This window comes from Streptomyces sp. NPDC058295, assembly GCF_042880655.1.
Taxonomy (GTDB): Bacteria; Actinomycetota; Actinomycetes; order Streptomycetales; family Streptomycetaceae; genus Streptomyces; species Streptomyces coriariae.
On sequence record NZ_JBHVYO010000037.1, the window covers coordinates 1 to 26,337 of the forward strand.

The following is a 26,337-nucleotide window of genomic DNA, read 5'->3' on the forward strand; positions in this document are numbered from 1 at the left end:
GTGACCTGCCAGGACAGGTCCTGGCAGGTCACCGCCATGGCGACGTGGTGGATCAGACCGTCTTGGGCGCCCCGTTCAGCACCGGGGCGGGGCCGGTCCTGGTGTCGTCGGCGGACGCCGGCGCGGTGGTCGTGGCGGCCGCTGCTGTTTCGCGGGCGAGGAAGGAGCCGAGTTCGCCGATGGTGCTCATCAGGGGGGCGGGGAAGACGACGGTGGTGTTCTTGTCCACGCCGATCTCCACCAGGCTCTGGAGGTTGCGGAGTTGGAGTGCGAGCGGGTGGTTCATCATGATGTCCGAGGCGTCGCCGAGTGCTGTGGCGGCCAGTGACTCGCCCTGGGCGTTGATGATTTTGGCGCGCTTCTCGCGCTCGGCCTCGGCCTGGCGGGCCATAGCCCGCTTCATGCTGTCGGGGAGCTGGATGTCCTTGAGCTCCACCAGGGTGACCTCCACACCCCATTCTGCGGTCGTGACGTCGAGGATCTCGCGGATGTCGAGGTTGATGCGGTCGGTTTCCGAGAGTGTCTCGTCGAGGGTGTGCTGGCCGACGACCTTGCGCAGGGTGGTCTGGGCGATCTGGTTGATCGCCGTGTGGACGTTCTCGATCGCGATGACCGATTTCACCGCGTCCACGACCCGGAAGTAGGCGACCGCCGACACATCGACGCTCACGTTGTCCCGGGTGATGATGCCTTGGGACTGGATCGGCATCGTCACGATCCGCAGCGACACCCGGTGCAGGACTTCCACGACCGGGACGATGACCCGCAGCCCCGGTTCCCGTGATCCGACGAGTCGGCCGAACCTGAACAGCACTCCTTGCTCGTACTGCTTGACGACCTTGATGGCCATGGCGAGTGTCACCAGGACCAAAAGGATCACGCTGACCAGAAGGAAGATCAGAACTTCCATGGTGCTGCTCCTCAGAATGAGGACCGCGTCGTTGCCGCGAGGTCCCGGAGTATGTCGGCGGAGCAGGGGAATGACCCGGGTCCGTCCGCAGGACGTCGGTGCGGTCGGGTGTGACCTTTCCGCGACGAGCCGCCCTGCCGTGTATCCAGCATCGCCCGGTGTCCACGGCCACGGCAGGGGCCGAACGGCCCCAGCGTCCCGCCCCCGGCGGTGAGTCCGCCCGAAACGGGCAGGCGACGGCAGGACCCGGTGTCTGGCACCCGCGGCCTCCGGAGCGGGGCGGGGAAGGGACGTTCGGCCCCTGTGACGGTACGTGTGGGCCCCTGTGGTCCGACTGGCCCGGGCGGGACATTGAACGCAGGACGACGACGGCAAGCGGACAGATATCGCGCTACGCCCACCAGAGCCCAGACAGGGATGAACATCATGTCAGTACACGAAACTCCCGGCCGGCACATGGGTTTCCACCTCCCGTCGCGACGCCGGGCCGGGACGGCGCAGAGGCCCGGCGAGACCACGACTGGCACAACGGCCACGGCCACGGCGGCCCGCGCGCAGGTCTTCGCGGGGCTGCGGATCGTGACCGGGTTCGTCTTCCTGTGGGCCTTCCTCGACAAGACCTTCGGCTGGGGCTACGCCACCGCGTCCGGCAAGGGCTGGGCCGACGGCGGCTCACCCACCAAGGGCTTCCTCAGCGGCGTCTCCGCCGGACCCATGGAGTCCACCTTCCACTCCTGGGCCGGAGCGGGCTGGGCGAACTGGCTGTTCATGCTCGGCCTGCTCGGCGTCGGCCTCGCCCTGGTCAGTGGCATCGCACTGCGGCTCGCCGCGGTCGCCGGCACCGCCCTGATGGCGTTCATGTGGATCGCCGAGTGGCCGCCCGCCAAGCACCTGGCCGACGGCTCGCCGAGCATGTCCACCAACCCGCTCGTCGACTACCACGTCCTGTACGCGGCCGTCCTGATCGCCCTCGCGGTCGCCTCGGCCGGCACCACCTGGGGACTCGGCAGGACCTGGGCCCGCCTCCCCGCTGTCCGCGACCACGCCTGGCTCCGCTGAGCCCAGCCCGCACACCCGGGGGACCGACACCGGGTCCCCCGGACCCATCTCCTCCGCAACGGCAAGCAGAGGCACCGCCATGACCCTACGTGTAGGCATCAACGGCTTCGGACATAGCGGCCGCAACTACCTGCGGAACGCCCTGGCCCGCCCGGGACGGGGGACCGCGGAGGTCGAGGTGGTGGCCGTCAACGACATCGCCCCCGCCGCGGCCCTGGCCCACCTGCTGGAGTACGACTCCACCTACGGGCCACTCGGCCGGGCCGTCGGCCACGACGAGCGTTCGATCAACGTCGACGGGCAGCGAATCGCCGTCACCGCCCCACGCGACCCGGCCGTCCTGGCCTGGGGCAAGCCCGGAGTGGAGATCGTCATCGAGTCCACCGGCCATGTCCGTACCCGCGACGACGCGGCCCTGCACCTGAAGGCCGGTGCCCGCAAGGCGCTGATCTCCTCGCCCGGCAAGGACGTCGACGCCACCGTGGTGATGGGCGTCAACCAGGCCGGCTACGACCCGGACCGGCACCACATCGTCTCGGGCGCCTCCTGCACCACCAGCCGCGTCGTACCGATGGTGCACGCCCTGCACGAGCAATTCGGCATCGTCAAGGGTTTGATGACCACCATCCACGGCTACACCAACGACCAGGCCCTGCTCGACAGCCCCCACAAGGACCTGCGCCGCGCCCGGTCTGCCGCCGTCAGCATCATCCCGACCAGCACCGGCGCCGCCCGCGCCGTCGGTCTGGTCATCCCCGCACTCGACGGCGCCCTGGACGGCATCGCCGTCCGCGTGCCCGTCCCGGACGGATCCCTCACCGACCTCCCCCTGGTACTGCGGCAGGGGGTCACCACCGAAGAGATCAACACCGCCTTCACCAAAGCAGGGGGCGGAGTGGCATGACGAACCCTTCTGGAAGGGGGCTGCTCAGGAACTTCGGGAGCTGAGGCCGGGGAGGAATTCGGTTTCGTCGATGAAGGCGCGGGCGACATCCGATAGGCGGCGGTTGTGGGAGCGGGCGTAGGCCCGCAGGGTGGTGAAGGCCTGTTCCATGTCCGTGTGGCGGCGTTCGGCGAGCTTTCCCTTGGCCTGTTCGATCAGGACGCGGCTGCTGAGGGCTGTCTGCAACTGCTCGTTGAGGAGCGTGCTGCGCTCGCTGGTGCGCTGTTGCAGCAGGCTGATGGTGGCGACGTCGGCGAGGGCCTGGGCGATGGGGGTGGCTACGGGACTGATGGGCGCCGGGGTGGTGTGGAAGAGGTTGAGGGCACCGACGACCTCGTCGCGCAGACGCATGGGCAGCGCCTGGACGGCGGTGAAGCCGCTGCGCCGGGCCTGGGCGGTGAACAGGGGCCAACGGGCGGCCTCGTCGCGCAGGTCGTGAACGGAGACCGCGATTCCGGTGTGGAAGCAGTCCAGGCAGGGGCCTTCGTGGTTCTGGAGCTGGAAGAGTTCCAGAAGGCGCACCCGTTCGTCGGAGGCGGCCATGACGCGCAGCACGCCGTCACGGTCGGCGAGCAGGACGCCCGCCGCGCTCGCGTCGAGCAGATCGACGCAGCGGTCGGTGAGCAGGCGCAGGAAGTCCATGAGGTCGAAGTCGGCGACGAGACTGTCCGCCAGCTCGACGAACGTCCGGGCCATCAGCTGTTCCTTCATCATGCACACCTCTGTGTGTGGGGTGGGAGCATCAGGGCTCGTCGTCGGGAGGTCGCGCATCCGGCGGTTGCCTGTCGGACGGAGTCGTGCCCGGGGGAGGCGGAGCCGATGGGCGACCACGTCGGCGGCGACCACCGAGATCCGTGTCCCCCCGGCGTACGCGTGGGCGCGCAGCCGGACGAAGGCTTCCTCGAAACCGACGCCGAGCTGCACCATGAGGATGCCGGTGGCCTGGTCGATCTCGGCGCGGTAACCGCCCAGGTCGTCGAAGGGCACGGCGTCCGTCCGATCGGTGTCGGACGCGCCGGTGTCGGACGGAACACCCGTCTCAGTGATCCGGTCATGGAGCAGAAGCAGCGCGGCGGTGTCGGCGAAGGCCATCGCGTCGGCCATCTCGTCCGCGTCCAGCTCGACCGAACTGCTGGAGTACAGATCGAGTACGCCGCGGCTGATGGTCCCGGTCCGCAGGGGGAAGGCGAAGACCGCTCTTGCCCCAGCTTCCGGAGCCGCGTCGGCGAACACCGTCCAATGTCGTTGGAGTTCACCGGCCAACAGATCGGGGCAGAGGACCGCCGAGCCCAGGACGTAGGCGTCCACGCACGGCCCCTCTCCCAGTGTGAGCTGGAGTTCTTCCAGCTGCTGACTGACGGAGTCGGTACCGCACAGTGGATGACTCGCCCGCCCCCGGGACATCGCGGACATCCCGGCCCCGCCGACCGGAAGCGCCGCAACCGCCGCCGTACACACGTCGAGGACGCCGACCCGGGCGCCGCGCAGGGCCGCCTGCTCGGCCACGAGAGCCTGGCTCCGCGCCGACCGACTGCCGGGGATCACGGCGACCACCCGGTCCAGGAGTGGTGATCAAGCTCCTCCGGCCTCGCCGCCGTTCCCACCCCCCAGGGGAGGACCAACGACAGGAACACGGCGCCGTCGGCCGCCCTGCGGACGTCTCCGGCATCCTTCCGGCCCCAGGAGCGGAGAGCGGCCGGGACCGGCTGGTCGGCCCGATCCGCCGAGGTGATACCGAGGAATGCCTGGTGCTCGGCGAGCAGCCGTTCCTGCGGCCGCCGGGCCACGTCCCGGTTCCGCGCGTGCGGGTGAACCAGGATCCGGAGAGGGCCGCGGGGACGGTCGGCTCCGGCGAAGGCATCCGGGAGAGCGAGGAAGAGGGAACCGGAGCCGGTGAGGGCGACGAGGCGCTCCATCGCCGGGCTGGGGTGGTCCAGTTGCAGGGAGGACCCTCCGGCCGCGGTGGTGTGCGGCAGGGCGTGAAGGAAGGCGTTGAGGCCGCCGCGGTCGCAGAAGGCGACGGCGGTGACACCGACGTCGATGGCGCGGATGCCGTCGTGGAGGCACCGCTCCGGTGACACGTGCGTCAAAGGCGCCGAACTCAAGTCGATCTCGCCGGTGAGGGTGACCATCCGGTTGTCGGCGTCGTGCCGGTGGACGTTCAGGACGGGTGGGACACTCATGAGCAGGGTGCCTCGGTTCACGAGACCGTGCCGGGCTCCCGGTACGGTCGTACTGTCGAGCAGGCAGGTGAGTGACCGATCCAGCAGCCGAAGTTCCGGGGCGTAGGACCCAGCCGGTTCCCTCGGGGATGCGCTGGGCGACCGGACGAACGATCCGCTCTCCGCAGGCATGTGGGCCAAGCAGTGGTGGCCCGCCGGGGTCTGGGACGTCCGCACACAGCATAGTCCTGAGGCCGGCCCCTCGGTTGGTCCCGGAGTCATGGGCAAGCCGGTGGCGGCCGTGGTCAGGAACGAGCAGGGCAGGGGAACCTCGGTGGGCCGTGGCTCGGCCGGCAGCCGTGGTCCCGCAGACAACGTGCCCCCACCCCGGGTGCGTCCGGTGGCTCGGCGTCGCAGACGGGAGGTTCGGCCTCGCCGGACGGGAGCGCGGCGCCGGACGGGAGCGCGGCGCCGGACACCAGTTCTGGTTTCAGCCTGAGTCACAGTCCCGGCTCCAGCCCGAGTCACCTCCCGGCTCCAGCCCCAGCGCTTCGGCGTCGTCCTGGCCGTCCGGCAGCGGTGCAGTGAGCAGTTCCGACGTCACCGGTCAAGGAGTGGGGCCCTCTGCCGCTCGGCAGTCCGCCGGATCCGGTTCAGTGAGTTCATTCTTTACCGGTCTGGCGTGATGGAAAGTGAACTCGGCCTGCCAAAAAGGGTGTTGGTGCAGGACAAGAGCACGGTGGCGCGCAGGACGAAGGGGACGAAGCCGGAACGATCAGCGTGTACATGTGTACAGCCTGTCGTGAAACGCGTGCGACGCGGCGGGCAGCGGAAGGGTGCCCGCACGGGCGCATCGATGCCGCGCCAGGAGCGAGTGGTGGCGGCCGATGCGGGGAGCGGCCCGTTGGTGACGGGACGGGGTCCGCACTGATGCGGGAGGTGCGCCCCCGAGGAGCGCGAGAGCCGATCGACACTGCCGGGGGCTCGGGCCGCACCGCGCACGGTAGCCCTCGCCGCACTCCCCGGACAGATGCCGAGTGGCCATCCGCTTTCGACCCGGTTCCGTCGGAAGCCGCGGGCATGGGTCGTGTCCGCAACCTCTGGGTAGGGCTAGACTGTTAGAACAGGCCCTGGCCCCCGGCAGCGATACGTCGTTCTGCTCCGAGGAGGCCCGCCGTGTTCGTTCTGCTTGTCATCCTGATCGTGGCCCTGTTCGGCCTCGGCTTTCTCCATCCCCTCTGGTGGGTGGCCGCGGCCGTGCTGCTCTTCGGCGCCACCCGCTACGGCCGCGATCGAGGGGGAGGCTGGATCCGTGGCGACGGTTCCGATCTCGAGGGCTACCGGGCGTACCAGGAGCGCCGGGACCGTCAGGACCGCTGGGACCGCCGCTACAGCCGTCGGAACCGGGCGCGCTGGAGGCGCGAGGACCGTCAGGACCATGACCGCCGCGAGTGACCGGTGAATCGGCCTGTCGTCCAGAGGTTCCGGGGCGGCTTCCGTCACATCGGACGCATGAAGATCGTGGAGAGGTGGATGCCGTGCACAGCACAGCCATGATTCCGAGGCACTGGTGGGGGCGGCCGAGGCCTCGGTGAAGAAAAACCCGGCGGGTCAGGACGTCGTGCCCCTGCGCACGGAGATCGATCAGCTGCGGCGGGGGCTGGCCGCCCGTGCGGTCGTCGACCAGGCGCGCGGCATGGTGATGGTCCTGGCGCCGTGTTCCAGTGAGCGGGCCTGGGACCTGCTGGTGGACGTGTCGCAGCGCTGCAACGTCAAGCTCCGGGACATGGCTGTTGCCCTGGTCGCCCGGACGAAGGACGAGGCGCTCCCGGAACAACTACGGCGGGAACTGCGCCGGGCGTTGCGGCGCCTTCATGCGGCGGAACGGCGGTGAGTGCGCGCCTGCAGGTACCGCGTCTCCCGTGAAAGGCCCTGTTCCGCTTCACGGGTATCTGTTCTAAGCTTCACGCGGGGAAGACGAAACTGCGACCGTGTCAGGTACCAGCAGGTCTTCCCATCCAGGCTCCCAGCCCCCGAGTCGGAAACCAGGCCCGGCCGGAGCCGCATCGCCGCAATGAGCGGCTCCAGTCTCCGTCCTCCCGGCATTTCCAGACGGGGTGTTCTCACCAGTCCCGCCGCCGCGGAGGACAGCGCGCGAGGAAACGGTGGAGGGGGGCCTCCCATCCTCGCGCCCCGTACGGCCGCCGCCGCACTGCGGCGGCGGCCGTACGGACCGTGAATCCCGGCGCGGGGTCGGTGGCGCGGAGTGGGTCAGGACCCCAGTCCGGGGAGGGATTCGGAGCCGTCGATGAAGGCGCGGGCCACATCGGACAGGCGCCGGTTGTGGGAACGGGCGTAGCCGCGCAGGGTGGTGAAGGCCTGCTCCATGTCGACGCCCTGGCGTTCGGCGAGTTTTCCCTTGGCCTGTTCGATCAGGACGCGGCTGTTCAGCGCGGTCTGCAACTGCTCGTTGAGGATCGTGCCGCGTTGGGCGGAGCGTTGTTGCAGAAGGCTGATGGTGGCGACGTCGGCCAGGGCCTGGGCGACGAGTATGTCTGCCGGGTCGAAGGGGCCGGGGGTGGCGTGGAAGAGGTTCAGGGCGCCGACGACCTCGTCCCGCAGGCGCATGGGCAGCGCCTGGACGGCTGTGAAACCACTGCGCTGGACCGCTACCGTGAAGCGGGGCCAGCGCACGGTCTCCGCACTCAGGTCGGGGACGATCACGGGTGTGCCGGTGCGGAAGCACTCCAGGCAGGGGCCCTCGTCGTTCTGGAGCTGGAAGAGCTCCAGCAGGCGTACCTGTTCGTCGGAGGCGGCCATGACACGCAGTTCGCCGTCGCGGTCGGCGAGCAGCACCCCGGCGGCGCTCGCGCCGAGCATGCTGACGCAGCGGTCGGTGAGCAGGCGCAGGAAGTCGATCAGGTGGGGGTCGGCGACCAGGTTGTCGGCAAGCTCGACGAAGGTCTTGGCCAGTAGCTGCTGATTCATCGTGGGCACCCTCGATTGAGACTAGTCCGGCCGGAAGGCGGCGGGAACCACAGCACGTTGATCCGATGGCACCGGTGCATCAGGTTTCCTCGTCGGTCCGTCGGAGTTCCGTGTCCGGGGAGAAGCGGAGCCGGTGGGCCACCACGTCGGCGGCCACGTCGGTGAGCCGGCGTCCCTGTATGAAGGCGTGGGCGCGCAGCCGTACGAAGGCTTCGTCGATGCCGACACCGAGCTGGACGGTGAGGATGCCGGCGGCCTGGTCGATCTCCGCCCGGTATCCGCCCAGGTCCTCGAAGCCTCGGTCTTCCCGTGCTCCGTCGACCGGCGCGTTCGTCTCGTCGATCCGCGCGTCGAGCAGGAGCAGCGTCGCGAGATCGGCGAACGCCAGCGCATCGGCCAGCTCCCCGGCGTCCAGCACGGTCGGCACGTCGACGTACAGGTCCAGAACGCCGGGGCTGATCGCCCCGATCTGCAGGGGGAGCGCGAAGACGGCGCGTGCCCCGGCCTCCAGAGCCGCATCCGCGAACACGACCCAGCGGTCCTGTATCTCACTGGCCAGCAGATCGGGGATCAGGACGGCCGAGCCGTGCCGGAAGGCATCCACGCAGGGTCCCTCGCCGAGGGTGAGCTGCAGCTCCTCCAGCTGTTCGCTGATGCCGTCGGTGCTGCACAGCGGATGACTGGCCGCGGTGCGGGACATCGCCGACAGCCCGGCCCCGCCGACCGGGAGCGCGGCCACAGCCGCGGTGCACACGTCCACCACACCGACCCGGGCACCGCGTCGCGCCGCCTGCTCGGCGACCAGCATCTGGATCCGGGCCGACCGGCTGTCGGACGTCATCCCGGCCGCCGGGTGTCGGCGGTGAGACGGTTCAGAATGTGCCGGCGGCCGGGTCGGCGGTACGCCTCAGGAGGTGGCGTCTCACGGGAGTCCATGTACAGATCCGTCAGCTTCCCGCTCAGGCCCTGCGGCTGTCGGCGGTTCGCCCGACGTAGCCGGACCGTGTCCATGGTGGACGACGCGCTGTCACCGGGCTTTAGCGGCTGCCCTCGCGCCGACCGGGCCGTCACCGCGCATCGCCCGAGAGCACAGAGGCAGGCGGGACAGTCCGGTTCCGCGGGGTTTGGGCGGTCGGGGCCGGGACACCCCCGAGAGGAGGTGACAAAGGTCCGAACGGGACGTCGAGGAGCAGGAACCCGGAGCCGGTGAGGTCGAGGATCAGACTCAGTGTCGGTGGCGGGTGGTGCAGTCGCAGGGTCCCGCCGGCCTCGGCGGTCTTCTGCGCGGCGTCCAGGAAGGCGTTGAGGCCGCTGCAGTCGCAGAAGGTGACGGGGGTGAGATCGATGTCGATGGTGCGGATGCCGTCGCGCAGGCACCGCGCCAGTGCCCTGAGTACCAGGGGGGCCGATTCCAGGTCGATCTCACCGGCCAGGGTGATCAGTGCCCGTTTCCTTCGGTCATGGCGGTGGACGGTGAGCTGCGGGAGGGGCATGACGCCTCAGTTCAGAAGACCATCCGGCAACGGACACGGTGACGCCGGGAATCCCGGCGCCCATGTCGCGCTGCCGGCAGAGCGCACGTTCGGCGGAGGCGGAGCAACGGCCGGCCCGACAGCCTGTGCGACAGGACAACGGACCCGCTCAGATACTTCCAGGGATGCGCCGGGTGACGGACGAAGAGCCCGCTCCCCGCAGCCATCTGCGTCGAGCAACGACAAGCCGCCGGGGTCTGGGACGTCCGTACCGCAGCATAGTCCTCAACCCGGTCCGACGGACGGTCCGAAGCCGTCCGCTTCTCGTACCCGGGCGACGCCTTGACATGATGCCGCGCGGGTATGTCCGGTGTCCCGCGCGGTACTTGGGCAGCCAGCGCGAAACACGGTGACCGACGGCAGCGCGGGTACGACGGTCCGCGGTCCGTGCACCACCTGAGGAGGTGGTGTCGCACGGCGGAGCCGAACAGTTCGACTCCGCAGGCCGCACGGCCCGGACCTGGGGATCCGCCGGAGACCCGTGGCCCGACGGCCATCGCGGACGGGGTGGTGGAGAAGATCGCCGGGATCGCCGCACGGGAAGTCCCCGGAATCAACGCACTGGGCGGCGGATTCACTCGCACTGTGGGCGCCGCGCGACCGGCTCCCCGGCGGGCACACGAGCGCGGGGCGCGGCGTCAAAGTCGAGGTCGCCGCAGAGGTCCGTGTGAACGTGATCGCTGCGGTGGAACGGATGACGGGCCTGGAAGTCGTCGAGGTGGACATCGCGGTCAACGACGTGCACCTGTCGGACGAGGACCCTCCGGAGACCAGCGAGGACCGGGTGCACTGAGCCATGCCCTGGTAAGGATGCGCGCGACGGCCCGCACGTGGCGACTGTGCCGCGTCGGGCAGGAGGCGTGAGCGTTGGCGGGTGGAGCCTCTGCGCGTGGGAATTGATCGGCCAGGACCGCCAAAATCCTCAAAGGACCTGTATCCGGCGTCCGGTGACCCGCTCCGGGGTGATGCGCACCCACAGTTCGCGGTCACCGCCCGCCCACGGCGCGGAGCGGGCCGCGCCGACGAGGTGCCGGGTGGCGGCGGGGTCGGTGACCCATTCGGCACGGCCGACGACGAGGACGCTCCAGCCCTCGCTCAGCGCCTCGTCGATGTGGTCCACCTCGAAGGCGGCCTCGGCTCCGGCGGCCAGGGCGGGCGTGGTGCCGCGCGCGGTGCTGAAGGCGACCGCGCCGTCCACGACCGTGTAGTTGACCGGGACGATGGCCGGGCCGTCGGGCGTGGACACCGAGACGCGTCCGACGCCGTGTGTGGACAGCCGGGCCCAGCACTCCCCGGGATCCAGCTCCGTCAGCTCGGGGTGGTAGGCCGCCTGCCCGATGCCGGGCGGCAAGTCGACATCGCTGCCGCGCAGTTGGGCCACAGTGGTCTCCAGCGCACCGGACAGCCGAATCAGGAAGCCCGTGTCCGGGGACGCGGTCGGCCGCTCCTCCAAATACCGCAGGTAATCCGGAGCCGTGCCCGCCCGCTCGGCCACCTGCTCCCTGGTGAGCCCCAGCTCCTCGCGCCGAGCTGCCACCCGCCGTCCGATGTCTCCGGCGTTCCTCGTCGGTTCCGGCATGGACGATCACTTCCCTTCGCCTTGTCACTCGTCAGTCATGAGACGGGGACGTCAGTCACGGTCCGGTCCCTGTCCGGGCGCCCGACGACCCGGGGGGACCGGCTCTCCGCGCGGGCGGTACCGAATCCGATCAGCCCCGCGGCGAGAGCGGTCACAAGACCGGGCCAGGACGGCGGCGAGGTCTCCAGGACGGCCCTCAGGAACGGCACGTACAGCGCGGCGGCTCCCAGCCCCGCCGCGGCCAGCACCGCCCAGGGCAGGAAGGCGTTCTCACGGGTGAGCAACCGCTCCCGCAGCCCCAGTACAACGCCAAGCTGGGCGGCCAGCAACGCGAGGAACAGCGTCGTCTGCCAGGGCTGCCCGGTGTGCCGGACCCACAGCCCCGCGGCGAGGCTCGCGGCGGTGACCACCGTGCCGAGGCGGAGTATCCGCTGCCACAGCCCGCCGCCGAGCACATGCTGCCCGGGCGGGCGCGGCGGGCGGCGCATGGCGTGCCGGGAGACCGGCTCGGCACCCATGGCGACGCCCGTCAGACCGTGGGTGAGGAGGTTGATCCACAGGATCTGGCCCGCCCGCAGGGGCAGGGCGAGGCCGAACAGCGGGCCGAGCAGCATGACGAGGATCTCCGCGACGCCGCCGGCCAGGGCGTAGAGCAGGAAGCGGCGGATGTTGTCGTAGACCCTGCGGCCCTCCTCCACCGCCGTGACCACGGTGGACAGTTCGTCGTCGGCGAGCACCAGGTCGGCGGCCTGCCGGGCGACTTCGGTCCCCCGGCGACCCATGGCCACGCCGATGTCTGCCTGCCGCAACGCCGGGCCGTCGTTGACGCCATCGCCGGTCATGGCGGTGACGGCACCACCGGCACGCCATGCCTGGACGATGTCCAGCTTCTGCTGGGGAGTGGTGCGGGCGAACACCCGGACCCGGGTGAGGTCCGGGACTTCCCCGGCGGCCAGCTGTCGGCCGGTGACCACCTCGTCGGAGGCGGTGTCGCCGGAAACGCCGTTGCCGGGGCCGAGGATGCCGACCCTGGTCGCGATGGCACGGGCGGTGGCCGGATGATCGCCGGTGATCAGCACCGGGGTGATACCGGCCAGCCGGCAAGCCGTGACGGTCGCCTCGGCCGCCTCCTTGGGCGGGTCGCTGATGGCCACCAGGCCCAGCAGCCGCAGCCCGGTCTCGGCGTCCTCGTACCGGGCCGGGAGGTCCACGCACAGGGCCGATGCCACGGCCAGGACGCGGAAGCCCTCGGCAGCGAGCGCGGCGGCCTCCTTGCGGACGCGCTCCAGCAGGCCGGGGCTCTCGTCCAGGGTCGCGCCATCGAGCACCGCCTCAGGCGCGCCCTTGAGACAGACCTCCACCTGGCCGGAGGGGGCGCGGTGCAGCGTGGTCATACGCTTACGGAGACTGTCGAACGGCACCTCGCCGATGCGCGGGTGCATGGGCAGCAGTTCGTCGCGGTCGCAGCCGGCCTTGACCGCGGCGGCGAGGAGCGCGGCCTCGGTGGGATCCCCGAGTGCGGTCCAGCCGTCAGCGCCCTTCTTACTGTTCTCAGGTGGCCGCAGCGAGGCGTCGTTGCACAGGGCCGCCGCCGTGAGCAGGTCCTGTATGGCACGCAGCCCGGCGGGGTCGGGGGACTTGCCCGCGACCAGGACCTCACCGACGGGCCCGTAGCCGGAACCGGTTAGCGTGGCCGTGCCCCGGGTGGTCCAGACCCGTTCCACGACCATCCGGCCCTCCGTGAGGGTGCCGGTCTTGTCGGTGGCCAGCATGGTGACCGAGCCGAGAGTCTCCACCGCGGACAGTCGCCGTACCAGCGCGTGGCGGGTGGCCATCCGCCGGGCACCGAGCGCCAGGCCGAGGGTGACCACAGCGGGCAGCGACTCCGGTACGGCGGCCACGGCGAGGCTGATCGCGATGACCGCCATGGCCTGCGGCGACTGGCCGCGGGCCAGGCCGAGAACGAAGACGATCAGGCACAGGCCCACCGCCACCAGGGCCAGCACCCGGCCGAGGCCGGCCAGCCGGCGTTGCAGCGGGGTGGGCTCGGGGTGGGGGTGCAGCAGCGCGGCGATGCGGCCGAGAGCACTGTGCGGCCCGGTCGCGGTGACGGTCGCGACGGCCCGGCCCCGCACCACGACTGTGCCCGCCTGGAGCCGTGCGGTGTCCGGCTCGTCGGCCCGCGCGTCCTTGTCCACCGGCACCGACTCCCCGGTCAGCGCCGACTCGTCGACCAGCAGCGCGGACGACTCGGCCAGCGAGGCGTCGGCGGGGACGATGTCACCCTCGCCGAGCACCAGCGCGTCGCCCGGTACGACGGCCGCGGACGCCACCTCGCACTCGGTGCCGCCGCGCAGCACCCGGGCTGTCGGGGCGGTCATGGCGGACAGCGCGGCAACGGCGTTGTCCGCGCGTACCTCCTGGGCCACCCCCACGGCGGTGTTCGCCACGATCACCAGGGCGATGACCACCGCGTCCGCATGGTCCCCGGTCGCCACGGTGAGCACCACCGCCGCCAGCAGGATCAGGATCATCGGATCGCGCAGTTGCGCGCCGATCCGCGACCGCAGCGGTATCCGGCGCTGCGCGTCCAGCTCGTTGGGACCGCATTCCGCCAGCCGCCGGGCGGCCTGGTCCTCGGTGAGACCCACCGGGTGCGCGATGCCGGGTGCAGACGCCGGCTGAGCTGTCATGGGTTCTCTCCGGGTTCGATGCGGTGGCCGCCGGTGGTGCGCGGTCTCGGGGCGTGCACCCTGCTTTCGCGGGGTGCGTGCCGGTCCTGGCACGCGATCACCACTGCTGTCCGCCGCGGTCACGGCGGCGGAACCGTTGGGTCTTCCCGCCGGCCAGGGGCGTTGTCAGGCGTGCTGCCGCTCCACCGGGGACCGGTGAGGGCCCACGTCCGCTCCCACTGCCCCGCACGGTGGCGGTCCAGCCCCATCCGTACGGCCCAGCCGCGGGCCAGCAGCAACAGGGCGACACCGCTCGCGGCCGGCATCCCGGCGAAGGCGCACGGTGCGACGGCCTGCCCAGGGGTGAGCGGCGCACCGACGAGCCGGCCCTGCCCGTCCGTCCAGGTCACAGTTCTGGCGCCCGCCCTGCTGCCCGCCGCGACCCGTACCCCCGCCGTACGGACCGAGTCGCCGGCCGTCCACCGCACAACCGCCCAGGTGCGGGTGTACGTGCCAGGCCCCGGGTCGTCGGCGTCCTCGGTCGGCACGGCAGAGGTACGGTGCAGTTCCTGGCGCTGCTGGAGCAGCACGCTTCCGACCCGCACCGAGCTCAGGGCTCCGGCCAGGGGCATGCCCGCCGCCATCACCACGGACGTCACCAGGACGACCCACGCCTCGACGGCATCCGAGCGGCGCCTGAGCGGGTTGCGCTGCCGACGCCACCACCTCACCTTCGTGCCCATGGCCAACCCCGCCTTCCGAACACGGTGGTACGAGTGACCCCGCAGCGACGGTCGCACATACACCGCACACCGGAGCAGAGCCCATCGGCCCGTACAAGAGGCCGATGGACCCCGTTTGACCGTCGACGGAGACGCCGGGTACCACTCCGACCGACGAACGTCCTTACTGCGGGGCCCAGTTCGGCAGTCCGCCAATGGTTGGGGGAATCCAGGGGACATCCACAAGCACAGTGCGGGATCGGGGCCGACGTGGCCGACGCACCGCAGGTCCTCATTCCCTGGAGCGCACCGCAGTCCCCTGCCCACGGGATGGGGCTGGGCTGAGGCCGGACGCCCTGGACCTCGGCGGCATACCGCCAGTTGACACGGATGCATCGGTGGCGCCCTCTTCGGCCGCTGGTGCCTCCCCTGCGGCCAGACAGCTGCCGGCTCTCACCTCAGCGTCCCAGAGCCAGCAGATCGCAGGACCGCCGACGGGTCCGTGGCGAACCCAACCCCTGGCCCATCCAGCGCCCTTCACCCCCACAACATCCCATAGCACCCGTTTCCAGTCGCCCGCGAACCCACGCGTACCAAGATCCGGACCATGTCCGGACCGGTCCGGGTGGGAGTGCTCCGCCCTCCCCGTGGCTCCGCCCAGTCCGTCCCCCGCGACCAGATTCCGGGGCCGTCGGCGGAGCCCGCTCCTTGGCCTCCGCGGCCCTCCGTGCCGCAAGGGGTCCACCGGCCGGGTCCTCCGGTGGTGCCGTCACCGCCGGCCGCGACCGGCCGGTGATCGCGGGCCGTGTGCTGGAACCCGACCGTGTACGTCCGGGTGACCGAACCGTTGGCTGAGGTCAGCGTGATGGTGCGGGTGGTGAACCGGGGGCCGGTCGATCTGCGGCGGCACGGACGGCAGCCGCAGGGACAAGTACCCGTGTGGGTGTCGGGGCTGGGTTCTACGGGCGGCCGCCCAGGCGGGCGCGCAGCAGATTGGGGTCGGTGGCCGTGGTGTAGGCGGCGCTGAGCACGTACACGTCCTCGCCGCGCAGCGCCACGGAGGTGGGGTTCTGGAGTCCGTCGGCGGCGTCCAGAACGGTGGTGCTGGTGCCGTCCGGCCGGATGCGCACGACCGTGTTGGGGGCATTGCGGGCGGCGAGGATCTCGTCTCCGCGGCCGGTGAAGGCGAAATCGTCGATACCGGCCAGGCCCGAAGCCTTGACCTGTGGTGCTCCCGCACGGTTTCCCGAACGGATCGGAATGCGCAGGACGGTGCCCTGGTCCAGGTTGGTCACCCACAGCGCGCCGCCGTGCACTTTCGCGCCGTTGACGCCGAGGAAGCCGGTCGAGGCGAGTTCGGGAGCGGTGGACCATGCGCGGGGGGTGCCGCCCGCGACGGGGACGGTCCACACGGTGCCGAGCACCGAGTCGGTGATGTACAGCTGTCGGCTGTGCTCGTCCAGTGCCAGCCCGTTGGGCAGGCCTCCCGCGGGCAGGGCGGCGATGCGCTGCGCGGCCTGCCCGGGGCGCAGCCGCCACAGCCCCGTCAGGTCGGCCGTGCCGGTGGCGTACAGCACGTACAGGGTGCCGTCCGAGGTATGGGCGATGCCGGTGGCCAGGGGAAAGCCGAGGACCGGGGTGTCGACTCCGCCGTCGGCGGGGGCGGGCAGCGTCGCAAGGACGCGCGTGGTGCCCTGGCGGGTGACCTGAGCCACCTGGCGGCCGGCGGCGAAGGTGATGGCCGCCGTGCCGTCGGGCAGCAGGGTGATGTTCTCCGGCAGCTGGCCCGCGGACAGGTCGAAGTGGGTGGCGACCCGCACCTGTGTCAGCGGTCCTCCGGTGGATGTCGCGTCGGCGGGCACGGCCGCCGCAAGGGTGGCCGCGGCCACCACAACTGCCGACATGATCAGCTTGATGCTTCGCTCGGACATGGTTCCTTCACTGTTTTGGGGCATGCGGCAGCCGCGGTGCGGTGCCGTGGACCAGGGGTGCTTCGCTGCCGTGGACGAGGGGTGCCTCGGGGGCAGCCGTGATCGTGCTGCGGACCGGCCGACGGCCGACCGGCGGGCGTGGGACCGTCCGACCGGTTGGGCCATAGCACCGAGTGGGCAGCCCGACGAGGTGGACGGCCCGGCGGCGGGACGCTCCGGCGGATGCGCACGCGCCGGGCGCCTTCGGGCGACGGAGGGGCTCGGGTCAGGGGGCGCAGTCAGGTGGTGCGGGTTTCGGCGCCGTGGCGCGGGCGGGTCGGTTCCTGCGGTGCGGTGGTGTGGGCGAGCAGGGTCAGGGCTGTCGCGGACGGGGAGCCTGGGACGGCCGTCGCCACCACCAGGGACGGTCCGGATCCTTGCGGGCTCTGGAGGGTCTGCTGGGTGACCGCCAGTATCCCGACCAGCGGGTGGCGCATCTCGTAGTCGGCGACATCGCAGGCCTGGATCCGGTGGTCGGCCCACATGGTGGCGAACTCCGGGCTGCGCATGGCCAGTTCGCCGATCAGTCCGGCAAGCAGCGGATCGTCCGGGAAGCGGCCTGCCGTCAGCCGCAGATTGCCCACCACGGCCCGGGCCTTGGCGGGCCAGTCGCTGTACAGATCGCGGGTGTGCGCGTCGAGGAACACCAGCCTGGCCATGTTCGGCCGTCGGCCGGGGTCGTCGGGGCTGTCCGGATCGAGATGCCCCGCGAACAACCCGTGCCCCGGCCGGTTCCAGGCCAGGACATCGCTGCGGCGGCCGATGACCACGGCCGGTGTGCCCTCGATGGCCGCCAGCAGGGCGCTCGTTGCCGGGGTGAGGTGTTCGACGGGCGGCCGGCCGGCGGCCCTGGACCGTCTTGGCGCACGGGCCAGCGTGTGCAGATGGGCACGCTCGGACTCGTCCAGTCGCAGGGCGCTCGCCACGGCGTCGAGCACCTCGCGCGAGGCGTTGCGTGACTGGCCCTGTTCCAGGCGTGTGTAGTAGGGCGCGCTGATGCCCGCGAGCATCGCGAGTTCCTCCCGCCGTAGCCCAGGCACCCGGCGCCGCTCACCGTAGGTCTGCAACCCGACGTCCTGGGGACGCAGTTGGCTACGGCGTGCCTGGAGGAAGTCGGCGAGGTGCCCGTGCTTGTTCATGGCACCGAGTATGCGTACCGCCGAGGATCCGCGCCTCACCCCGCCGGGGTAGGGATCGGCGGGGTCTGGCTCGGCCCGGCCCCGGTCTCCAGGATGGGCCGCGTTCCTCTTCACCGCTTCCGGGAGAATCCATGAGCGCCACCACCTCAGACCCCCGAAACCCGCTGGCCGGGCTCGACCTGACGCCCTTCGCCTTCACCCGGCGGTGCTGGGTCGACGCGACACCGGACTCCGTCTACGACCTGATCAGCGATGTGTCACTGATCGAGAGGTGGAGTCCGAGCGCCGGCGGGGTGGCCTACGCGCCGGGCGACGGTCCGTGGGTCGGTGCCCGGTTCAGCGGGCGCAACCGCCGGGACGGGCGCGAGTGGGTCACCCACTCCGAGGTGGTGCGGGCCGATCCGGGCGCCGCGTTCGCCTTCGTCGTCGGTGGGGCCGACCACGGCATCGTGCGCTGGGACTGGCACTTCCAGGAGCAGGGCCGGGGCAGCGTCGTCCGGCAGTCCTGGCGGTTGCTGCGCGCCGACCCGGTCCTGGGCGACACCCTTCAGGACGTCCGTTCGTTGCAGGACCACATGGCCGGCAGTGCGGAGTCCACTCTGCTCGCCCTGGCAGAGTGGATCGCCGACCGCCGCACCCGCTGACAGCTCGGGCCGCTGACAGCTGAGGCCGATCGGGCCGCTCAGGCCACTCAGGCCACTCAGGCCACTCGGGCCGCTTCGGCAGACACGGGGCTGTCGCGGAGCGGATGCCTTGCCCTTGACGCGTACGTCAGGGGTTAGCGTCTGCGCGCCGACGGACGGACCGGTCCGGCCGTCCCGTCCGCGCGCCTACCTTCGAACCCGTTCAGGAGCCCCGACATGGCCGCTGCCCCGCCCGCGACGACCCGCGAGATCCTGCTGACCGAGCTGCCCGGCGGACTGCCGGGACCCGAGCACTTCACGATCACGCGGAAGCCGGTGCACGCACCCGGTCCGGGACAAGTCGTCGTCCGCAACCGGTACTTCCTCGTCTTCCCCGGCCTGCGCACCCTGATCGGCGGCCGGGCCGACGGCGTACCGCTGCCCCGTATCCACGTCGGTGACGCGCTGTTCGGTCCCGCGGTCGGTGAGGTTGTCGCGGCCGGGCCGGGCGGTCCGTTGCGTCCGGGGGACACGGTCACGCACATGCTCGGGTGGCGTGAGCACGCGCTGGTGGCGGCGGCCGACTGTGCTCCCCTGGGCGATGCGCTGCCCGACCCGGTGGCCCATCTGTCGTCCGGTTCGGCCGCCTACGGGGCGCTGACCCGGCTCGCCGAAGTCCGCCCCGGCGACACCGTGTTCGTCACGGGCGCGGCGGGAGGCGTGGGAACGCTGGCGGGCCCCGTGGCGCGGCTGCTGGGCGCGGGGCGGGTCATCGGGAGCACCCGGTCGCCGGACAAGGCCGAGCGGCTGCGGGCCGAACTGGGCTACGACGCGGTCGTGGTCCCTGGACCTCGGCCGCTCGACGAGCAGCTGGCCTCGGCGGCGCCGGACGGCATCGACGTGCTGCTGGACAACGTCGGCGGTGATCAGCTCGCCGCCGCTGTGCGCGCCGGGCGCCGGGGTGCCCGCTTCGCGCTGGTCGGCGCGCTGTCGGGACAGTTGTCGCCGCGCCGGGACGGGGGCAGCGCCCTTGCCGAGATCGACACGTTCCGGATCGTCAACCAGGGCATCTCGCTGCGCGGTTACAGCGGAACGGACCATCCCGAGGTGGCGGAGGAATGGACCGAGCGGTTCGGGCACTGGCTGCGCTCCGGCGAGATCGCCTTCCCGTACGTACGGGTCGCGGGCATGGATGACGCGCCGCGGGCGTTGCAGGAACTGTTCCAGGGGCGGCACTTCGGGACCGTGGTCGTGGAGTTGCCGCCGACGTGAGGCGTCGTCGCGCGCGGTCGCGGCGGCCGAGACCGAGGACGCGAGGACGGACATGCGGATCGGAGACGCGGCGGCCGCCGCGGGCACCACCCCACGGGCGCTGCGGTTCTACGAGGAACGGGGCCTGCTGCCACCGCCGCGGCGCACCGCCACCGGGCAACGCGAGTACGGGCCGGACGAGGTGGCGAGAGTCCGCGTCATCCGTGAGCTGTTGGCGCTCGGGCTCACCGTCGAGGACCTGCGCAGTTTCGCCGACCGGATCGGCCTGCTGGTGGAGAATCCCCGACGCCGGTGCGGGCCCCCCGACGCCGGCGGGCCCGGCTCCGGGGTGGTCGACCGCAGGATCGCGGCCCTCGACGCCGAGATCGACCGCCTGAGCCGACTGCGCGCGGGACTGGCTCTGCGTACCTACGAACGTCCCTGACGCCCCGTCTCGCGAGGCGGACGGCTGCGGGAGGTTTTCAGCAGGCGGCGGTAACGGCGTCGGCGCGCAGCGGGGCGGCGGTCTTCGCGGTGACCTCCTCGAGGGTGACGCCCGGAGCGGTCTCGACGAGGGCCAGGCCGTCGTCGTCGATGTCGAGGACACCGAGGTCGGTGATGATCCGTTGGACGCAGGCCTCTCCGGTGAGCGGAAGCGTGCACTCCTCGAGGATCTTCGGTGAGCCGTCCTTGGCGGTGTGGTCCATGAGGACGATCACGCGGCGGGCGCCGTGGACGAGGTCCATCGCGCCGCCCATGCCCTTGACCGTCTTGCCGGGGATCATCCAGTTGGCCAGGTCGCCGCGGGCCGAGACCTGCATGGCGCCGAGGACCGCGGTGTCGATGTGGCCGCCGCGGATCATGCCGAAGGAGAGCGCGGAGTCGAAGAAGGAGGCGCCGGGCAGCACGGTGACCGTCTCCTTGCCCGCGTTGATCAGGTCGGGGTCGACCTCGTGCTCGTCCGGGTAGGGGCCGGTGCCGAGGATACCGTTCTCGGAGTGCAGGACGACGTGCACGCCGGGCGGGAGGTGGCCGGGGATCAGGGTGGGCAGGCCGATGCCGAGGTTGACGTAGGAGCCGTCGGTGAGTTCGGCGGCGGCGCGGGCGGCCATCTGGTCTCGGGTCCAGCTCATGCGCGTACGGTCCTCTTCTCGATGTGCTTGTCGGCGGCCTGAGTGGTGGTCAGTTCCACGATCCGCTGGACGTAGATGCCGGGGAGGTGGATCTCGTCGGGGGCCAGGGCGCCGGGTTCGACGAGTTCCTCGACCTCGGCGACGGTGATCCGGCCGGCCATGGCGGCGAGGGGGTTGAAGTTGGCCGCGGCCCGGCGGAAGACCAGGTTGCCGTGGCGGTCGCCGCGCCAGGCCCGTACGAGGGCGAAGTCGGTGGTGATGGCGTGCTCCAGGATGTGCGGGCGGCCCGCGAAGTCGCGGGTCTCCTTGGGGGGTGAGGCGATCGCGACCGAACCGCCCCCGGCCGCGTAGCGCCAGGGCAGCCCGCCCTGCGCGACCTGGGTGCCGACGCCCGCCGGGGTGTAGAAGGCGGGGATGCCCGCGCCACCCGCGCGCAGCCGTTCGGCGAGGGTGCCCTGCGGGACCAGCTCCACCTCCAGTTCGCCGGCGAGGTACTGGCGGGCGAACTCCTTGTTCTCGCCGACGTAGGAGCCGGTCACCCGGGCGATCCGGCCCGCGGCGAGCAGGACGCCCAGTCCGCGTCCGTCGACACCGCAGTTGTTCGAGACGACGGACAGACCGGTCGCGCCCTGTGCGTACAGGGCCCGGATCAGCACCTCGGGCACCCCGCTGAGGCCGAAGCCGCCGACGGCCAGCGAGGCCCCGCCGGCGATATCGGCCACCGCCGCCGTGGCGCCGGAACTTACCTTGTCCATAGGGGAGTTGCCTTTCGGTCGGGGTGTCTCACGGCGCCGCCTCGCGCAGGGCGTCGGAGACGGACTTCACGCCGCCGTGCGCGGTGAGGCCGCCGTCGACGGGTATCTCCGCGCCGGTGATGAAGGAGGCCTCGTCGGACAGCAGGAACACCACGAGCGGGGCGACCTCGTGCGCGGTGCCCGTGCGGCCGAGCGGTGTCTCGCGGACGTTCGCGTCGCGGAACGCGGGCACGGCGGAGGCGGTCATCTCGGTCTCGATGAAGCCGGGGTGGATCGTGTTCACGCGGATGCCGCGCGGGCCGAGCTCCGTCGCCGCGCTCTTCGACAGGCCGCGCAGGGCCCACTTGCTCGCCGTGTAGGCGACCGGGTAGTGGCCGGTGAGGGCGGCGGAGGAACCGACGTTGACGATGGAGGAACCCGGCGGCATCAGCGGGGCAAGGTGCTGGATGCCGAGCAGCGGTCCGGTGACGTTGACGGCGTGGACGCGGGCGAAGTCCTCGGGCCGTACGTCACCGACGCGGGCGCGCCAGGTGATGCCCGCGTTGTTGACCAGGCCGTGCACCTCGCCGTACGACTCCCGCAGGACCGCGGCCAGTTCGGCCCAGTCGGCCTCGCTGGTGACGTCGAGGCGCCGGCAGTCGCCTGCGGGCCGGGCGTCGGTGGCGACGACCCGGGCGCCCTCGTGGGCCAGGGCCGCGGCCTCCGCCGCGCCCTGGCCGCGGGCCGCGCCGGTGACGACCACGGTCTTGCCCAGGAGCCTCCCCCGGTGCGGACCGGTCACGGCCGCTCCCGGGTACGGCGGCGGGCGGCGGGGAGCGGCACCGGATCGGCGCCCGCGACCACCGTGTTCGAGAGCGTGCCGATCCCCTCGACGGTGAGGGTGACCGTGTCACCGGGCCGCAGCGGCGGCGGTGACTGCTGTCCGCGTACTCCCCACAGCTCCGCCAGGCAGCCACCGTTGCCGCAGGTACCCGAGCCGAGCACGTCACCGGGGCGGACGACGGTGCCCCGTGAGGCGTAGGCGACCATCTCCTCGAAGGTCCAGCTCATGTTGGACAGCAGGTCCTCGCCGATGACCTCGCCGTTCACGGCGGCGGTCAGTGCCAGGCGCAGGAAGCCTTCGGTGTCCCGGTACGGTTCCAGCTCGTCGGCGGTGACCAGGTACGGCCCGAGGGTGGCGGCCGTGTCCTTGCCCTTGCACGGGCCGAGGCGGACCTGCATCTCCCGGGACTGGAGATCGCGCGCGGACCAGTCGTTGAAGACCGTGTAGCCGATGATGTGGTCCCGTGCCCGTCCGGGGGTGAGGTCCCGTCCCTCGCGGCCGACGACCGCCGCGACCTCCAGCTCGAAGTCGAGCAGGTGGCTGCCCGGCGGCACCGGCACGTCGTCGTGGGCGCCGAGGACCGCGTACGGGTTGGTGAAGTAGAAGGTCGGGGCGTCGTACCAGGCTTCCGGTACCCCGCCGGCTCCGTCCACGGACCGTCGTACCCCTTCGACGTGTTCCTCGAAGGTGACGAAGTCCCGCACGGTGGGCGGCTCCAGCGGCGGCAGCAGCCGTACCTCGGACACCTGGGGTCCGGCCGGAGCGCCGAGGGCGGCGGCGCCGAGGGCGAGCAGCGCGTCGAGGCCGTCGCCGGACCGGAGCAGCTCCGTGAGCGAGCGCGCGCCGGGCACCGGGTGAAGGGTGCCGTCCTCGTCGACGACGGCGACCCGGCGCCGGTGCTGGTGTTCGTAGGTGGCGAAACGCATGGACGGCTCCAGGCTCCGGGGTGTCTAGGGGGTGCTGGGGGCGCTCGGGGGGGCGGGGATCAGACCGGCGGGGCGACGAACACGCCGCGGTCGACGTCGTTGAACGACTCCTTGGCGACGAGTTCGTTCATGGGGTTGGCGGTGCCCCACTGGTCGGCGATCTCGGGCTGGGAGAAGTCATAGACGTGCGGGTGCCAGGTGTCCTCGTCCAGCAACTCCAGTTCCGTCGTGTACTCGACGGTGTTGCCCTGCGGGTCGAGGAAGTAGGTGAAGGTGTTGTCGCCGGCCGTGTGCCGTCCCGGGCCCCAGAGCTTGCGGGCCCCCGAGCGGATCACCCGGCCGGAGCCGCGCAGGTACTCGTCGATACCGCGCATCTCGAAGGAGACGTGGTGCAGGGAGGTGTGCGGGCCCTTGGCGATCGCCATGGAGTGGTGCTGGTTGCTGATCCGCATGAAGTGCATGGCCTCACCCATCCGGGGATGCATGAGGGTGTCCGAGAGCCGGAAGCCCAGGTGGCGCTCGTACCACTCCCGAGTGACGTTCAGGTCGGGGGAGTTGAGGACCACGTGCGAGAGCTTGACCGGGATGGCCTCCTTCTCCTCGATCTTGCGGTGCTGCCGGGTCTCGACGTCCGCCGAGACCTCGACGGTGCGGCCGTCGACGTCGAAGAAGCGGAAGCCGTAGCCGCCGCCCGGGGTCTCGATCCTGTCCGGCCGCGAGATCAACCGCACTCCCCCGGCGAGGAGTCGCTCGGCGAGGGTGTCCACGTCCGCCGCGCTCGCCGCGCCGTAGGAGACCAGGTCGAGGCGCTTCTCGTCGGCCTTGCGCAGCCGTACGACGTAATTCTCGGGGCTGCCCTCGGCGGCCAGGAAGGAGATCCCGGAGTCGTCGGCGACCTTGGTCAGGCCCCAGACACCGGCGTAGAAGTCGAGTTGCCTGTCGTAGTCGGGCACGGCGAGGTCGACGTGCCGCAGGTGGGTGAGCAGACGCATGGGGTCAGTCCTTCCGGAGGAGGTCGGCGGCGTTGCCGCCTCGTACGGCGTGGAAGTCGGCGTCGGACAGCCGGGCCGCGCGCAGCGCGCCGACGGGGTCCTCGGTGCCCATGTCGAAGGGAAAGTCCGAGCCGAGGAGCACGCGGTCGGCGCCGACCGCGCGGATCAACTCCCGCAGGACGTGCGGGTCGTGGACCAGCGAGTCGAAGTACAGCCGCCTGAGGTAGCTGCTGGGCAGGTGGGCGCAGCCGGCTCCCGCGTCGGCGCGTGCCGTCCAGGCGTGGTCGGAGCGGCCGATATGGGTGGGCAGATAGCCGCCGCCGTGTGCGGCGATCACCTTCAGGCCGGGGTGCCGGTCCAGCACGCCGGAGAAGATCAGGTGGGAGAGGGCGACGGCGTTCTCGGTGGGCTGGCCCACGGTGTTGGACAGGTACCAGCGGTCCAGGCGCTCGTCGAGCGTGCAGCCGAAGGGGTGCAGGAAGAGGATCGCGCCGCTCTGCTCGGCCCGTGCCCAGAAGGGCTCGTACGCCGGGTCGGACAGTTCCCGGCCCGGGGCGTGGGAGGAGATCTCCACTCCCGACAGGCCTTGTTCCAGGGCGTGTTCGAGGGCGCGTACGGCCAGCTCCGGGTGCTGGAGCGGAGCGAGTCCGAGCCCCTTCAGCCGGTCGGGCGCACGGGCGCAGTGCGCGGCGGTCGCCTCGCCCGTGAGCCGGTACAGCTTCTCGGCGGTCTCCTCGTCCGCCCAGTAGTGGTAGTGCGAGGGAGACGGGCTGACCAGCTGGATGTCCACGCCCTGCGCGTCCATGGCGGCCAGCCGCACGGTGACATCGGTCAGCCGCGGGACGCGCTCACGGACCATGGGGCCGCTGACGGCCAGGGAGGCGGGGCCGTTGCGCCGGGCGTCCAGCTCCCTGGCCGCGGTCAGTCCGGGAAGCCCGGCGACGAGGGCGTCGACCTCGGGGAGCAGGACGTGGGCGTGCACGTCGACGGTCGGCGAGGGCTGGTCGGTCACGGCAGCTCCTTGAGCATCGTCATCGTCCGGCCGATCAGGCCCGGCACGTCGGCGTCGCGGACGCCGTCCAGCTGCCACTGCCCGAGCTGCACGGACGCCTCGACCACGGCCCGCACCCGGGGGATGCGACGCTCGTGGTACCGCTGGAGCAGGTCGTCGTCCCAGTCCCGGCCGGCGGTGAGGAGTTCGACGAGGACGGAGGCGTCCTCCAGGGACATGGCGGCGCCCTGCGCGAGGGTGGGCGGGCAGCAGTGCGCCGCGTCGCCGACCAGCACCACCCGGCCCCGGTGCCAGGAGCCCTCGACCAGCAGACGGTCGAACCAGGTGTAGTTGACCTTGGCCGGGTCCGTGATGTGCGGGGTGATCGCCGCCCAGTGGCCGCCGTACCCCTGGGTGAGGCGGCGCATCTCGTCGGCGTACGTCGCCGGGTCGATGGTGGCGCGGTCGCGGCACGCCTCGACGGCATAGGCGTAGATGCTGTCCGGGCCGGTCGGGCAGTAGCCGGCGATGTACGCGGGGCCGCCGTAGGCCAGGTCGGTGCGCACCAGGCCTGCGGGGCGCGGGACGGTGGTGCGCCAGATGGCCATGCCGGTCGGCTCGGGTTTCGCCGTGATGCCGATGGCGGTGCGGGTCGCGGAGTTGAGTCCGTCGGCGGCGATCACCAGGTCGTAGCGGCCGGTGGTGCCGTCGTCGAAGCGCGCCGAGACGCCTTCGGCGTCCTGGTCCAGGGTCTCGGCGGTGGTGCCGAGGCGGACGTGGGCGCCACTGGCCCGGACGGCGTCGATGAGGATCTGCTGAAGCCGGGGCCGCTGCATGCCCAGGGTGGCGGGCAGGTCGTCGCCGCCGGTGCGCAGGTCCTCTGCCTCGTGGAGGAGGGTGCCGTCGGGGGCGATGACGCCCAGTGAGCCGAAGGCCCAGCCGAAGGACTCGACCTCGTCCCAGACGCCGAGTTCGCGCAGTACGCGCAGGGCGTTGCCCTGGAGGGTGATGCCGGAGCCGGTGGTGGCATTCCAGTCCGGTTTGGCCTCGATCAGGTCCACGGTGATGCCGGCGCGGCGCAGCAGGACGGTCACGGCGTTGCCTGCGGCGCCGCCGCCGATGACGAGGACCGTGCGGGGTGTGGTCATGGGAAGCTCCCTTGTCACG

At 71.6% G+C, this 26,337-nt stretch carries 24 protein-coding genes and 3 pseudogenes; 8 read left to right on the forward strand and 19 right to left on the reverse strand.

Annotated elements, in window-relative coordinates; all coding sequences use genetic code 11:
• Positions 1–52 precede the first annotated feature (52 nt).
• Complete coding sequence (locus ACFVYS_RS31780) at positions 53–910, reverse strand: slipin family protein (protein ID WP_389507657.1); 858 nt, start codon at positions 908–910, stop codon at positions 53–55.
• Between the two features lie 426 nt (positions 911–1,336).
• On the opposite strand from ACFVYS_RS31780, the gene ACFVYS_RS31785 reads away from it, so the two are divergent.
• Both ACFVYS_RS31785 and ACFVYS_RS31790 read left to right on the forward strand, forming a co-directional pair.
• Positions 1,337–1,969 carry a hypothetical protein gene (locus ACFVYS_RS31785; protein WP_389507659.1) on the forward strand — a complete coding sequence of 211 codons (633 nt, stop codon included), beginning with the start codon at positions 1,337–1,339 and terminating at the stop codon, positions 1,967–1,969.
• A gap of 79 nt (positions 1,970–2,048) precedes the next feature.
• A pseudogene (locus ACFVYS_RS31790) lies at positions 2,049–2,864 on the forward strand (type I glyceraldehyde-3-phosphate dehydrogenase); the annotation flags it as partial.
• Positions 2,865–2,897: 33 nt separating this feature from the next.
• On the opposite strand, the gene ACFVYS_RS31795 reads toward ACFVYS_RS31790, so the two are convergent.
• From ACFVYS_RS31795 to ACFVYS_RS31805, 3 genes and pseudogenes are all read right to left on the reverse strand, one after another.
• Positions 2,898–3,623 carry a GAF and ANTAR domain-containing protein gene (locus ACFVYS_RS31795; RefSeq protein ID WP_389507774.1) on the reverse strand — a complete coding sequence of 242 codons (726 nt, stop codon included), beginning with the start codon at positions 3,621–3,623 and terminating at the stop codon, positions 2,898–2,900.
• A 174-nt stretch (positions 3,624–3,797) separates the two neighbouring features.
• Positions 3,798–4,325, reverse strand: a pseudogene (locus ACFVYS_RS31800) (GAF and ANTAR domain-containing protein); the annotation flags it as partial.
• 128 nt (positions 4,326–4,453) lie between these two features.
• On the reverse strand, positions 4,454–5,095 hold the full coding sequence (locus ACFVYS_RS31805) for an STAS domain-containing protein (RefSeq protein WP_389507661.1): 642 nt from the start codon (positions 5,093–5,095) through the stop codon (positions 4,454–4,456).
• A gap of 1,155 nt (positions 5,096–6,250) precedes the next feature.
• Here ACFVYS_RS31805 and ACFVYS_RS31810 point away from each other — a divergent pair.
• Together ACFVYS_RS31810 and ACFVYS_RS31815 are read left to right on the forward strand one after the other, a co-directional pair.
• Positions 6,251–6,529, forward strand: coding sequence for a hypothetical protein (locus tag ACFVYS_RS31810; protein WP_389507663.1), 279 nt, complete (start codon positions 6,251–6,253; stop codon positions 6,527–6,529).
• 166 nt (positions 6,530–6,695) lie between these two features.
• The gene (locus ACFVYS_RS31815; protein WP_389507665.1) at positions 6,696–6,968 is read left to right on the forward strand and encodes an ANTAR domain-containing protein; all 273 of its coding nucleotides are present in this window, start codon (positions 6,696–6,698) and stop codon (positions 6,966–6,968) included.
• A gap of 377 nt (positions 6,969–7,345) precedes the next feature.
• Here ACFVYS_RS31815 and ACFVYS_RS31820 read toward each other — a convergent pair whose 3' ends face one another.
• The 3 genes from ACFVYS_RS31820 to ACFVYS_RS31830 form a co-directional block, all read right to left on the reverse strand.
• Complete coding sequence (locus tag ACFVYS_RS31820; RefSeq protein WP_389507667.1) at positions 7,346–8,062, reverse strand: GAF domain-containing protein; 717 nt, start codon at positions 8,060–8,062, stop codon at positions 7,346–7,348.
• 79 nt (positions 8,063–8,141) lie between these two features.
• A complete protein-coding gene (locus ACFVYS_RS31825; RefSeq protein ID WP_389507669.1) occupies positions 8,142–8,903 on the reverse strand; it encodes an ANTAR domain-containing protein in 762 nt (253 codons plus the stop codon).
• A gap of 226 nt (positions 8,904–9,129) precedes the next feature.
• Entirely contained in the window at positions 9,130–9,555 is a 426-nt protein-coding gene (locus tag ACFVYS_RS31830) for an STAS domain-containing protein (RefSeq protein ID WP_389507671.1), read from the reverse strand.
• 435 nt (positions 9,556–9,990) lie between these two features.
• Between ACFVYS_RS31830 and ACFVYS_RS31835 the strand changes: the two are divergent.
• A pseudogene (locus ACFVYS_RS31835) lies at positions 9,991–10,387 on the forward strand (Asp23/Gls24 family envelope stress response protein).
• Positions 10,388–10,516: 129 nt separating this feature from the next.
• Here ACFVYS_RS31835 and ACFVYS_RS31840 read toward each other — a convergent pair.
• From ACFVYS_RS31840 to ACFVYS_RS31860, 5 genes are all read right to left on the reverse strand, one after another.
• Positions 10,517–11,173, reverse strand: a complete 657-nt coding sequence (locus ACFVYS_RS31840; protein WP_389507673.1) for a helix-turn-helix domain-containing protein — start codon at positions 11,171–11,173, stop codon at positions 10,517–10,519.
• Between the two features lie 35 nt (positions 11,174–11,208).
• A complete protein-coding gene (locus tag ACFVYS_RS31845) occupies positions 11,209–13,866 on the reverse strand; it encodes a cation-translocating P-type ATPase (RefSeq protein WP_389507674.1) in 2,658 nt (885 codons plus the stop codon).
• A 119-nt stretch (positions 13,867–13,985) separates the two neighbouring features.
• The gene (locus tag ACFVYS_RS31850) at positions 13,986–14,588 is read right to left on the reverse strand and encodes a hypothetical protein (RefSeq protein ID WP_389507676.1); all 603 of its coding nucleotides are present in this window, start codon (positions 14,586–14,588) and stop codon (positions 13,986–13,988) included.
• A 938-nt stretch (positions 14,589–15,526) separates the two neighbouring features.
• On the reverse strand, positions 15,527–16,498 hold the full coding sequence (locus ACFVYS_RS31855) for a hypothetical protein (RefSeq protein ID WP_389507677.1): 972 nt from the start codon (positions 16,496–16,498) through the stop codon (positions 15,527–15,529).
• A 278-nt stretch (positions 16,499–16,776) separates the two neighbouring features.
• A complete protein-coding gene (locus ACFVYS_RS31860) occupies positions 16,777–17,676 on the reverse strand; it encodes a helix-turn-helix domain-containing protein (RefSeq protein WP_389507679.1) in 900 nt (299 codons plus the stop codon).
• Positions 17,677–17,807: 131 nt separating this feature from the next.
• Between ACFVYS_RS31860 and ACFVYS_RS31865 the strand changes: the two genes are divergently transcribed.
• From ACFVYS_RS31865 to ACFVYS_RS31875, 3 genes are all read left to right on the forward strand, one after another.
• Positions 17,808–18,320, forward strand: coding sequence for an SRPBCC family protein (locus ACFVYS_RS31865; protein WP_389507680.1), 513 nt, complete (start codon positions 17,808–17,810; stop codon positions 18,318–18,320).
• A gap of 216 nt (positions 18,321–18,536) precedes the next feature.
• The gene (locus ACFVYS_RS31870) at positions 18,537–19,571 is read left to right on the forward strand and encodes an MDR family NADP-dependent oxidoreductase (protein WP_389507682.1); all 1,035 of its coding nucleotides are present in this window, start codon (positions 18,537–18,539) and stop codon (positions 19,569–19,571) included.
• Between the two features lie 52 nt (positions 19,572–19,623).
• Complete coding sequence (locus tag ACFVYS_RS31875; protein WP_389507684.1) at positions 19,624–19,995, forward strand: MerR family transcriptional regulator; 372 nt, start codon at positions 19,624–19,626, stop codon at positions 19,993–19,995.
• Positions 19,996–20,032: 37 nt separating this feature from the next.
• On the opposite strand, the gene ACFVYS_RS31880 is transcribed toward ACFVYS_RS31875, so the two are convergent.
• Genes ACFVYS_RS31880 through ACFVYS_RS31910 form a run of 7 tightly spaced genes read right to left on the reverse strand, consistent with a single transcriptional unit; the run spans position 20,033 to position 26,318 of the window.
• Complete coding sequence (locus ACFVYS_RS31880; protein WP_389507686.1) at positions 20,033–20,683, reverse strand: CoA transferase subunit B; 651 nt, start codon at positions 20,681–20,683, stop codon at positions 20,033–20,035.
• Positions 20,680–21,438, reverse strand: a complete 759-nt coding sequence (locus ACFVYS_RS31885; protein WP_389507688.1) for a CoA transferase subunit A — start codon at positions 21,436–21,438, stop codon at positions 20,680–20,682. Before ACFVYS_RS31885 ends, ACFVYS_RS31880 begins: the two co-directional genes overlap by 4 nt.
• Before the next feature lie 28 nt (positions 21,439–21,466).
• Positions 21,467–22,219 (reverse strand): SDR family oxidoreductase, encoded by a 753-nt coding sequence (locus ACFVYS_RS31890; protein WP_389507690.1) that lies wholly within the window; start codon positions 22,217–22,219, stop codon positions 21,467–21,469.
• Positions 22,216–23,187 carry a fumarylacetoacetate hydrolase family protein gene (locus ACFVYS_RS31895; RefSeq protein WP_389507692.1) on the reverse strand — a complete coding sequence of 324 codons (972 nt, stop codon included), beginning with the start codon at positions 23,185–23,187 and terminating at the stop codon, positions 22,216–22,218. The genes ACFVYS_RS31890 and ACFVYS_RS31895 overlap by 4 nt, the downstream gene beginning before the upstream one ends.
• A gap of 59 nt (positions 23,188–23,246) precedes the next feature.
• Positions 23,247–24,179: a VOC family protein gene (locus tag ACFVYS_RS31900; RefSeq protein WP_389507694.1), complete on the reverse strand. Its 933-nt coding sequence runs from the start codon at positions 24,177–24,179 to the stop codon at positions 23,247–23,249.
• Between the two features lie 4 nt (positions 24,180–24,183).
• Entirely contained in the window at positions 24,184–25,191 is a 1,008-nt protein-coding gene (locus tag ACFVYS_RS31905) for an amidohydrolase family protein (RefSeq protein WP_389507696.1), read from the reverse strand.
• Entirely contained in the window at positions 25,188–26,318 is a 1,131-nt protein-coding gene (locus ACFVYS_RS31910; RefSeq protein ID WP_389507698.1) for an FAD-dependent oxidoreductase, read from the reverse strand. Before ACFVYS_RS31910 ends, ACFVYS_RS31905 begins: the two co-directional genes overlap by 4 nt.
• Positions 26,319–26,337 lie beyond the last annotated feature (19 nt).

Excerpts from the sequence above, each read along its gene's own strand:
- ACFVYS_RS31885 (WP_389507688.1), bottom strand. The coding sequence starts at position 21,438 with ATGGACAAGGTAAGTTCCGGCGCCACGGCGGCGGTGGCCGATATCGCC.
- ACFVYS_RS31855 (WP_389507677.1), bottom strand. The coding sequence starts at position 16,498 with ATGTCCGAGCGAAGCATCAAGCTGATCATGTCGGCAGTTGTGGTGGCC.
- ACFVYS_RS31805 (WP_389507661.1), bottom strand. The coding sequence starts at position 5,095 with ATGAGTGTCCCACCCGTCCTGAACGTCCACCGGCACGACGCCGACAAC.
- ACFVYS_RS31900 (WP_389507694.1), bottom strand. The coding sequence starts at position 24,179 with ATGCGTCTGCTCACCCACCTGCGGCACGTCGACCTCGCCGTGCCCGAC.
- ACFVYS_RS31870 (WP_389507682.1), top strand. The coding sequence starts at position 18,537 with ATGGCCGCTGCCCCGCCCGCGACGACCCGCGAGATCCTGCTGACCGAG.
- ACFVYS_RS31895 (WP_389507692.1), bottom strand. The coding sequence starts at position 23,187 with ATGCGTTTCGCCACCTACGAACACCAGCACCGGCGCCGGGTCGCCGTC.
- ACFVYS_RS31845 (WP_389507674.1), bottom strand. The coding sequence starts at position 13,866 with ATGACAGCTCAGCCGGCGTCTGCACCCGGCATCGCGCACCCGGTGGGT.
- ACFVYS_RS31880 (WP_389507686.1), bottom strand. The coding sequence starts at position 20,683 with ATGAGCTGGACCCGAGACCAGATGGCCGCCCGCGCCGCCGCCGAACTC.
- ACFVYS_RS31840 (WP_389507673.1), bottom strand. The coding sequence starts at position 11,173 with ATGCCGGAACCGACGAGGAACGCCGGAGACATCGGACGGCGGGTGGCA.
- ACFVYS_RS31780 (WP_389507657.1), bottom strand. The coding sequence starts at position 910 with ATGGAAGTTCTGATCTTCCTTCTGGTCAGCGTGATCCTTTTGGTCCTG.
- ACFVYS_RS31795 (WP_389507774.1), bottom strand. The coding sequence starts at position 3,623 with ATGAAGGAACAGCTGATGGCCCGGACGTTCGTCGAGCTGGCGGACAGT.
- ACFVYS_RS31830 (WP_389507671.1), bottom strand. The coding sequence starts at position 9,555 with ATGCCCCTCCCGCAGCTCACCGTCCACCGCCATGACCGAAGGAAACGG.
- ACFVYS_RS31865 (WP_389507680.1), top strand. The coding sequence starts at position 17,808 with ATGAGCGCCACCACCTCAGACCCCCGAAACCCGCTGGCCGGGCTCGAC.
- ACFVYS_RS31910 (WP_389507698.1), bottom strand. The coding sequence starts at position 26,318 with ATGACCACACCCCGCACGGTCCTCGTCATCGGCGGCGGCGCCGCAGGC.
- ACFVYS_RS31785 (WP_389507659.1), top strand. The coding sequence starts at position 1,337 with ATGTCAGTACACGAAACTCCCGGCCGGCACATGGGTTTCCACCTCCCG.
- ACFVYS_RS31825 (WP_389507669.1), bottom strand. The coding sequence starts at position 8,903 with ATGACGTCCGACAGCCGGTCGGCCCGGATCCAGATGCTGGTCGCCGAG.
- ACFVYS_RS31820 (WP_389507667.1), bottom strand. The coding sequence starts at position 8,062 with ATGAATCAGCAGCTACTGGCCAAGACCTTCGTCGAGCTTGCCGACAAC.
- ACFVYS_RS31875 (WP_389507684.1), top strand. The coding sequence starts at position 19,624 with ATGCGGATCGGAGACGCGGCGGCCGCCGCGGGCACCACCCCACGGGCG.
- ACFVYS_RS31860 (WP_389507679.1), bottom strand. The coding sequence starts at position 17,676 with ATGAACAAGCACGGGCACCTCGCCGACTTCCTCCAGGCACGCCGTAGC.
- ACFVYS_RS31850 (WP_389507676.1), bottom strand. The coding sequence starts at position 14,588 with ATGGGCACGAAGGTGAGGTGGTGGCGTCGGCAGCGCAACCCGCTCAGG.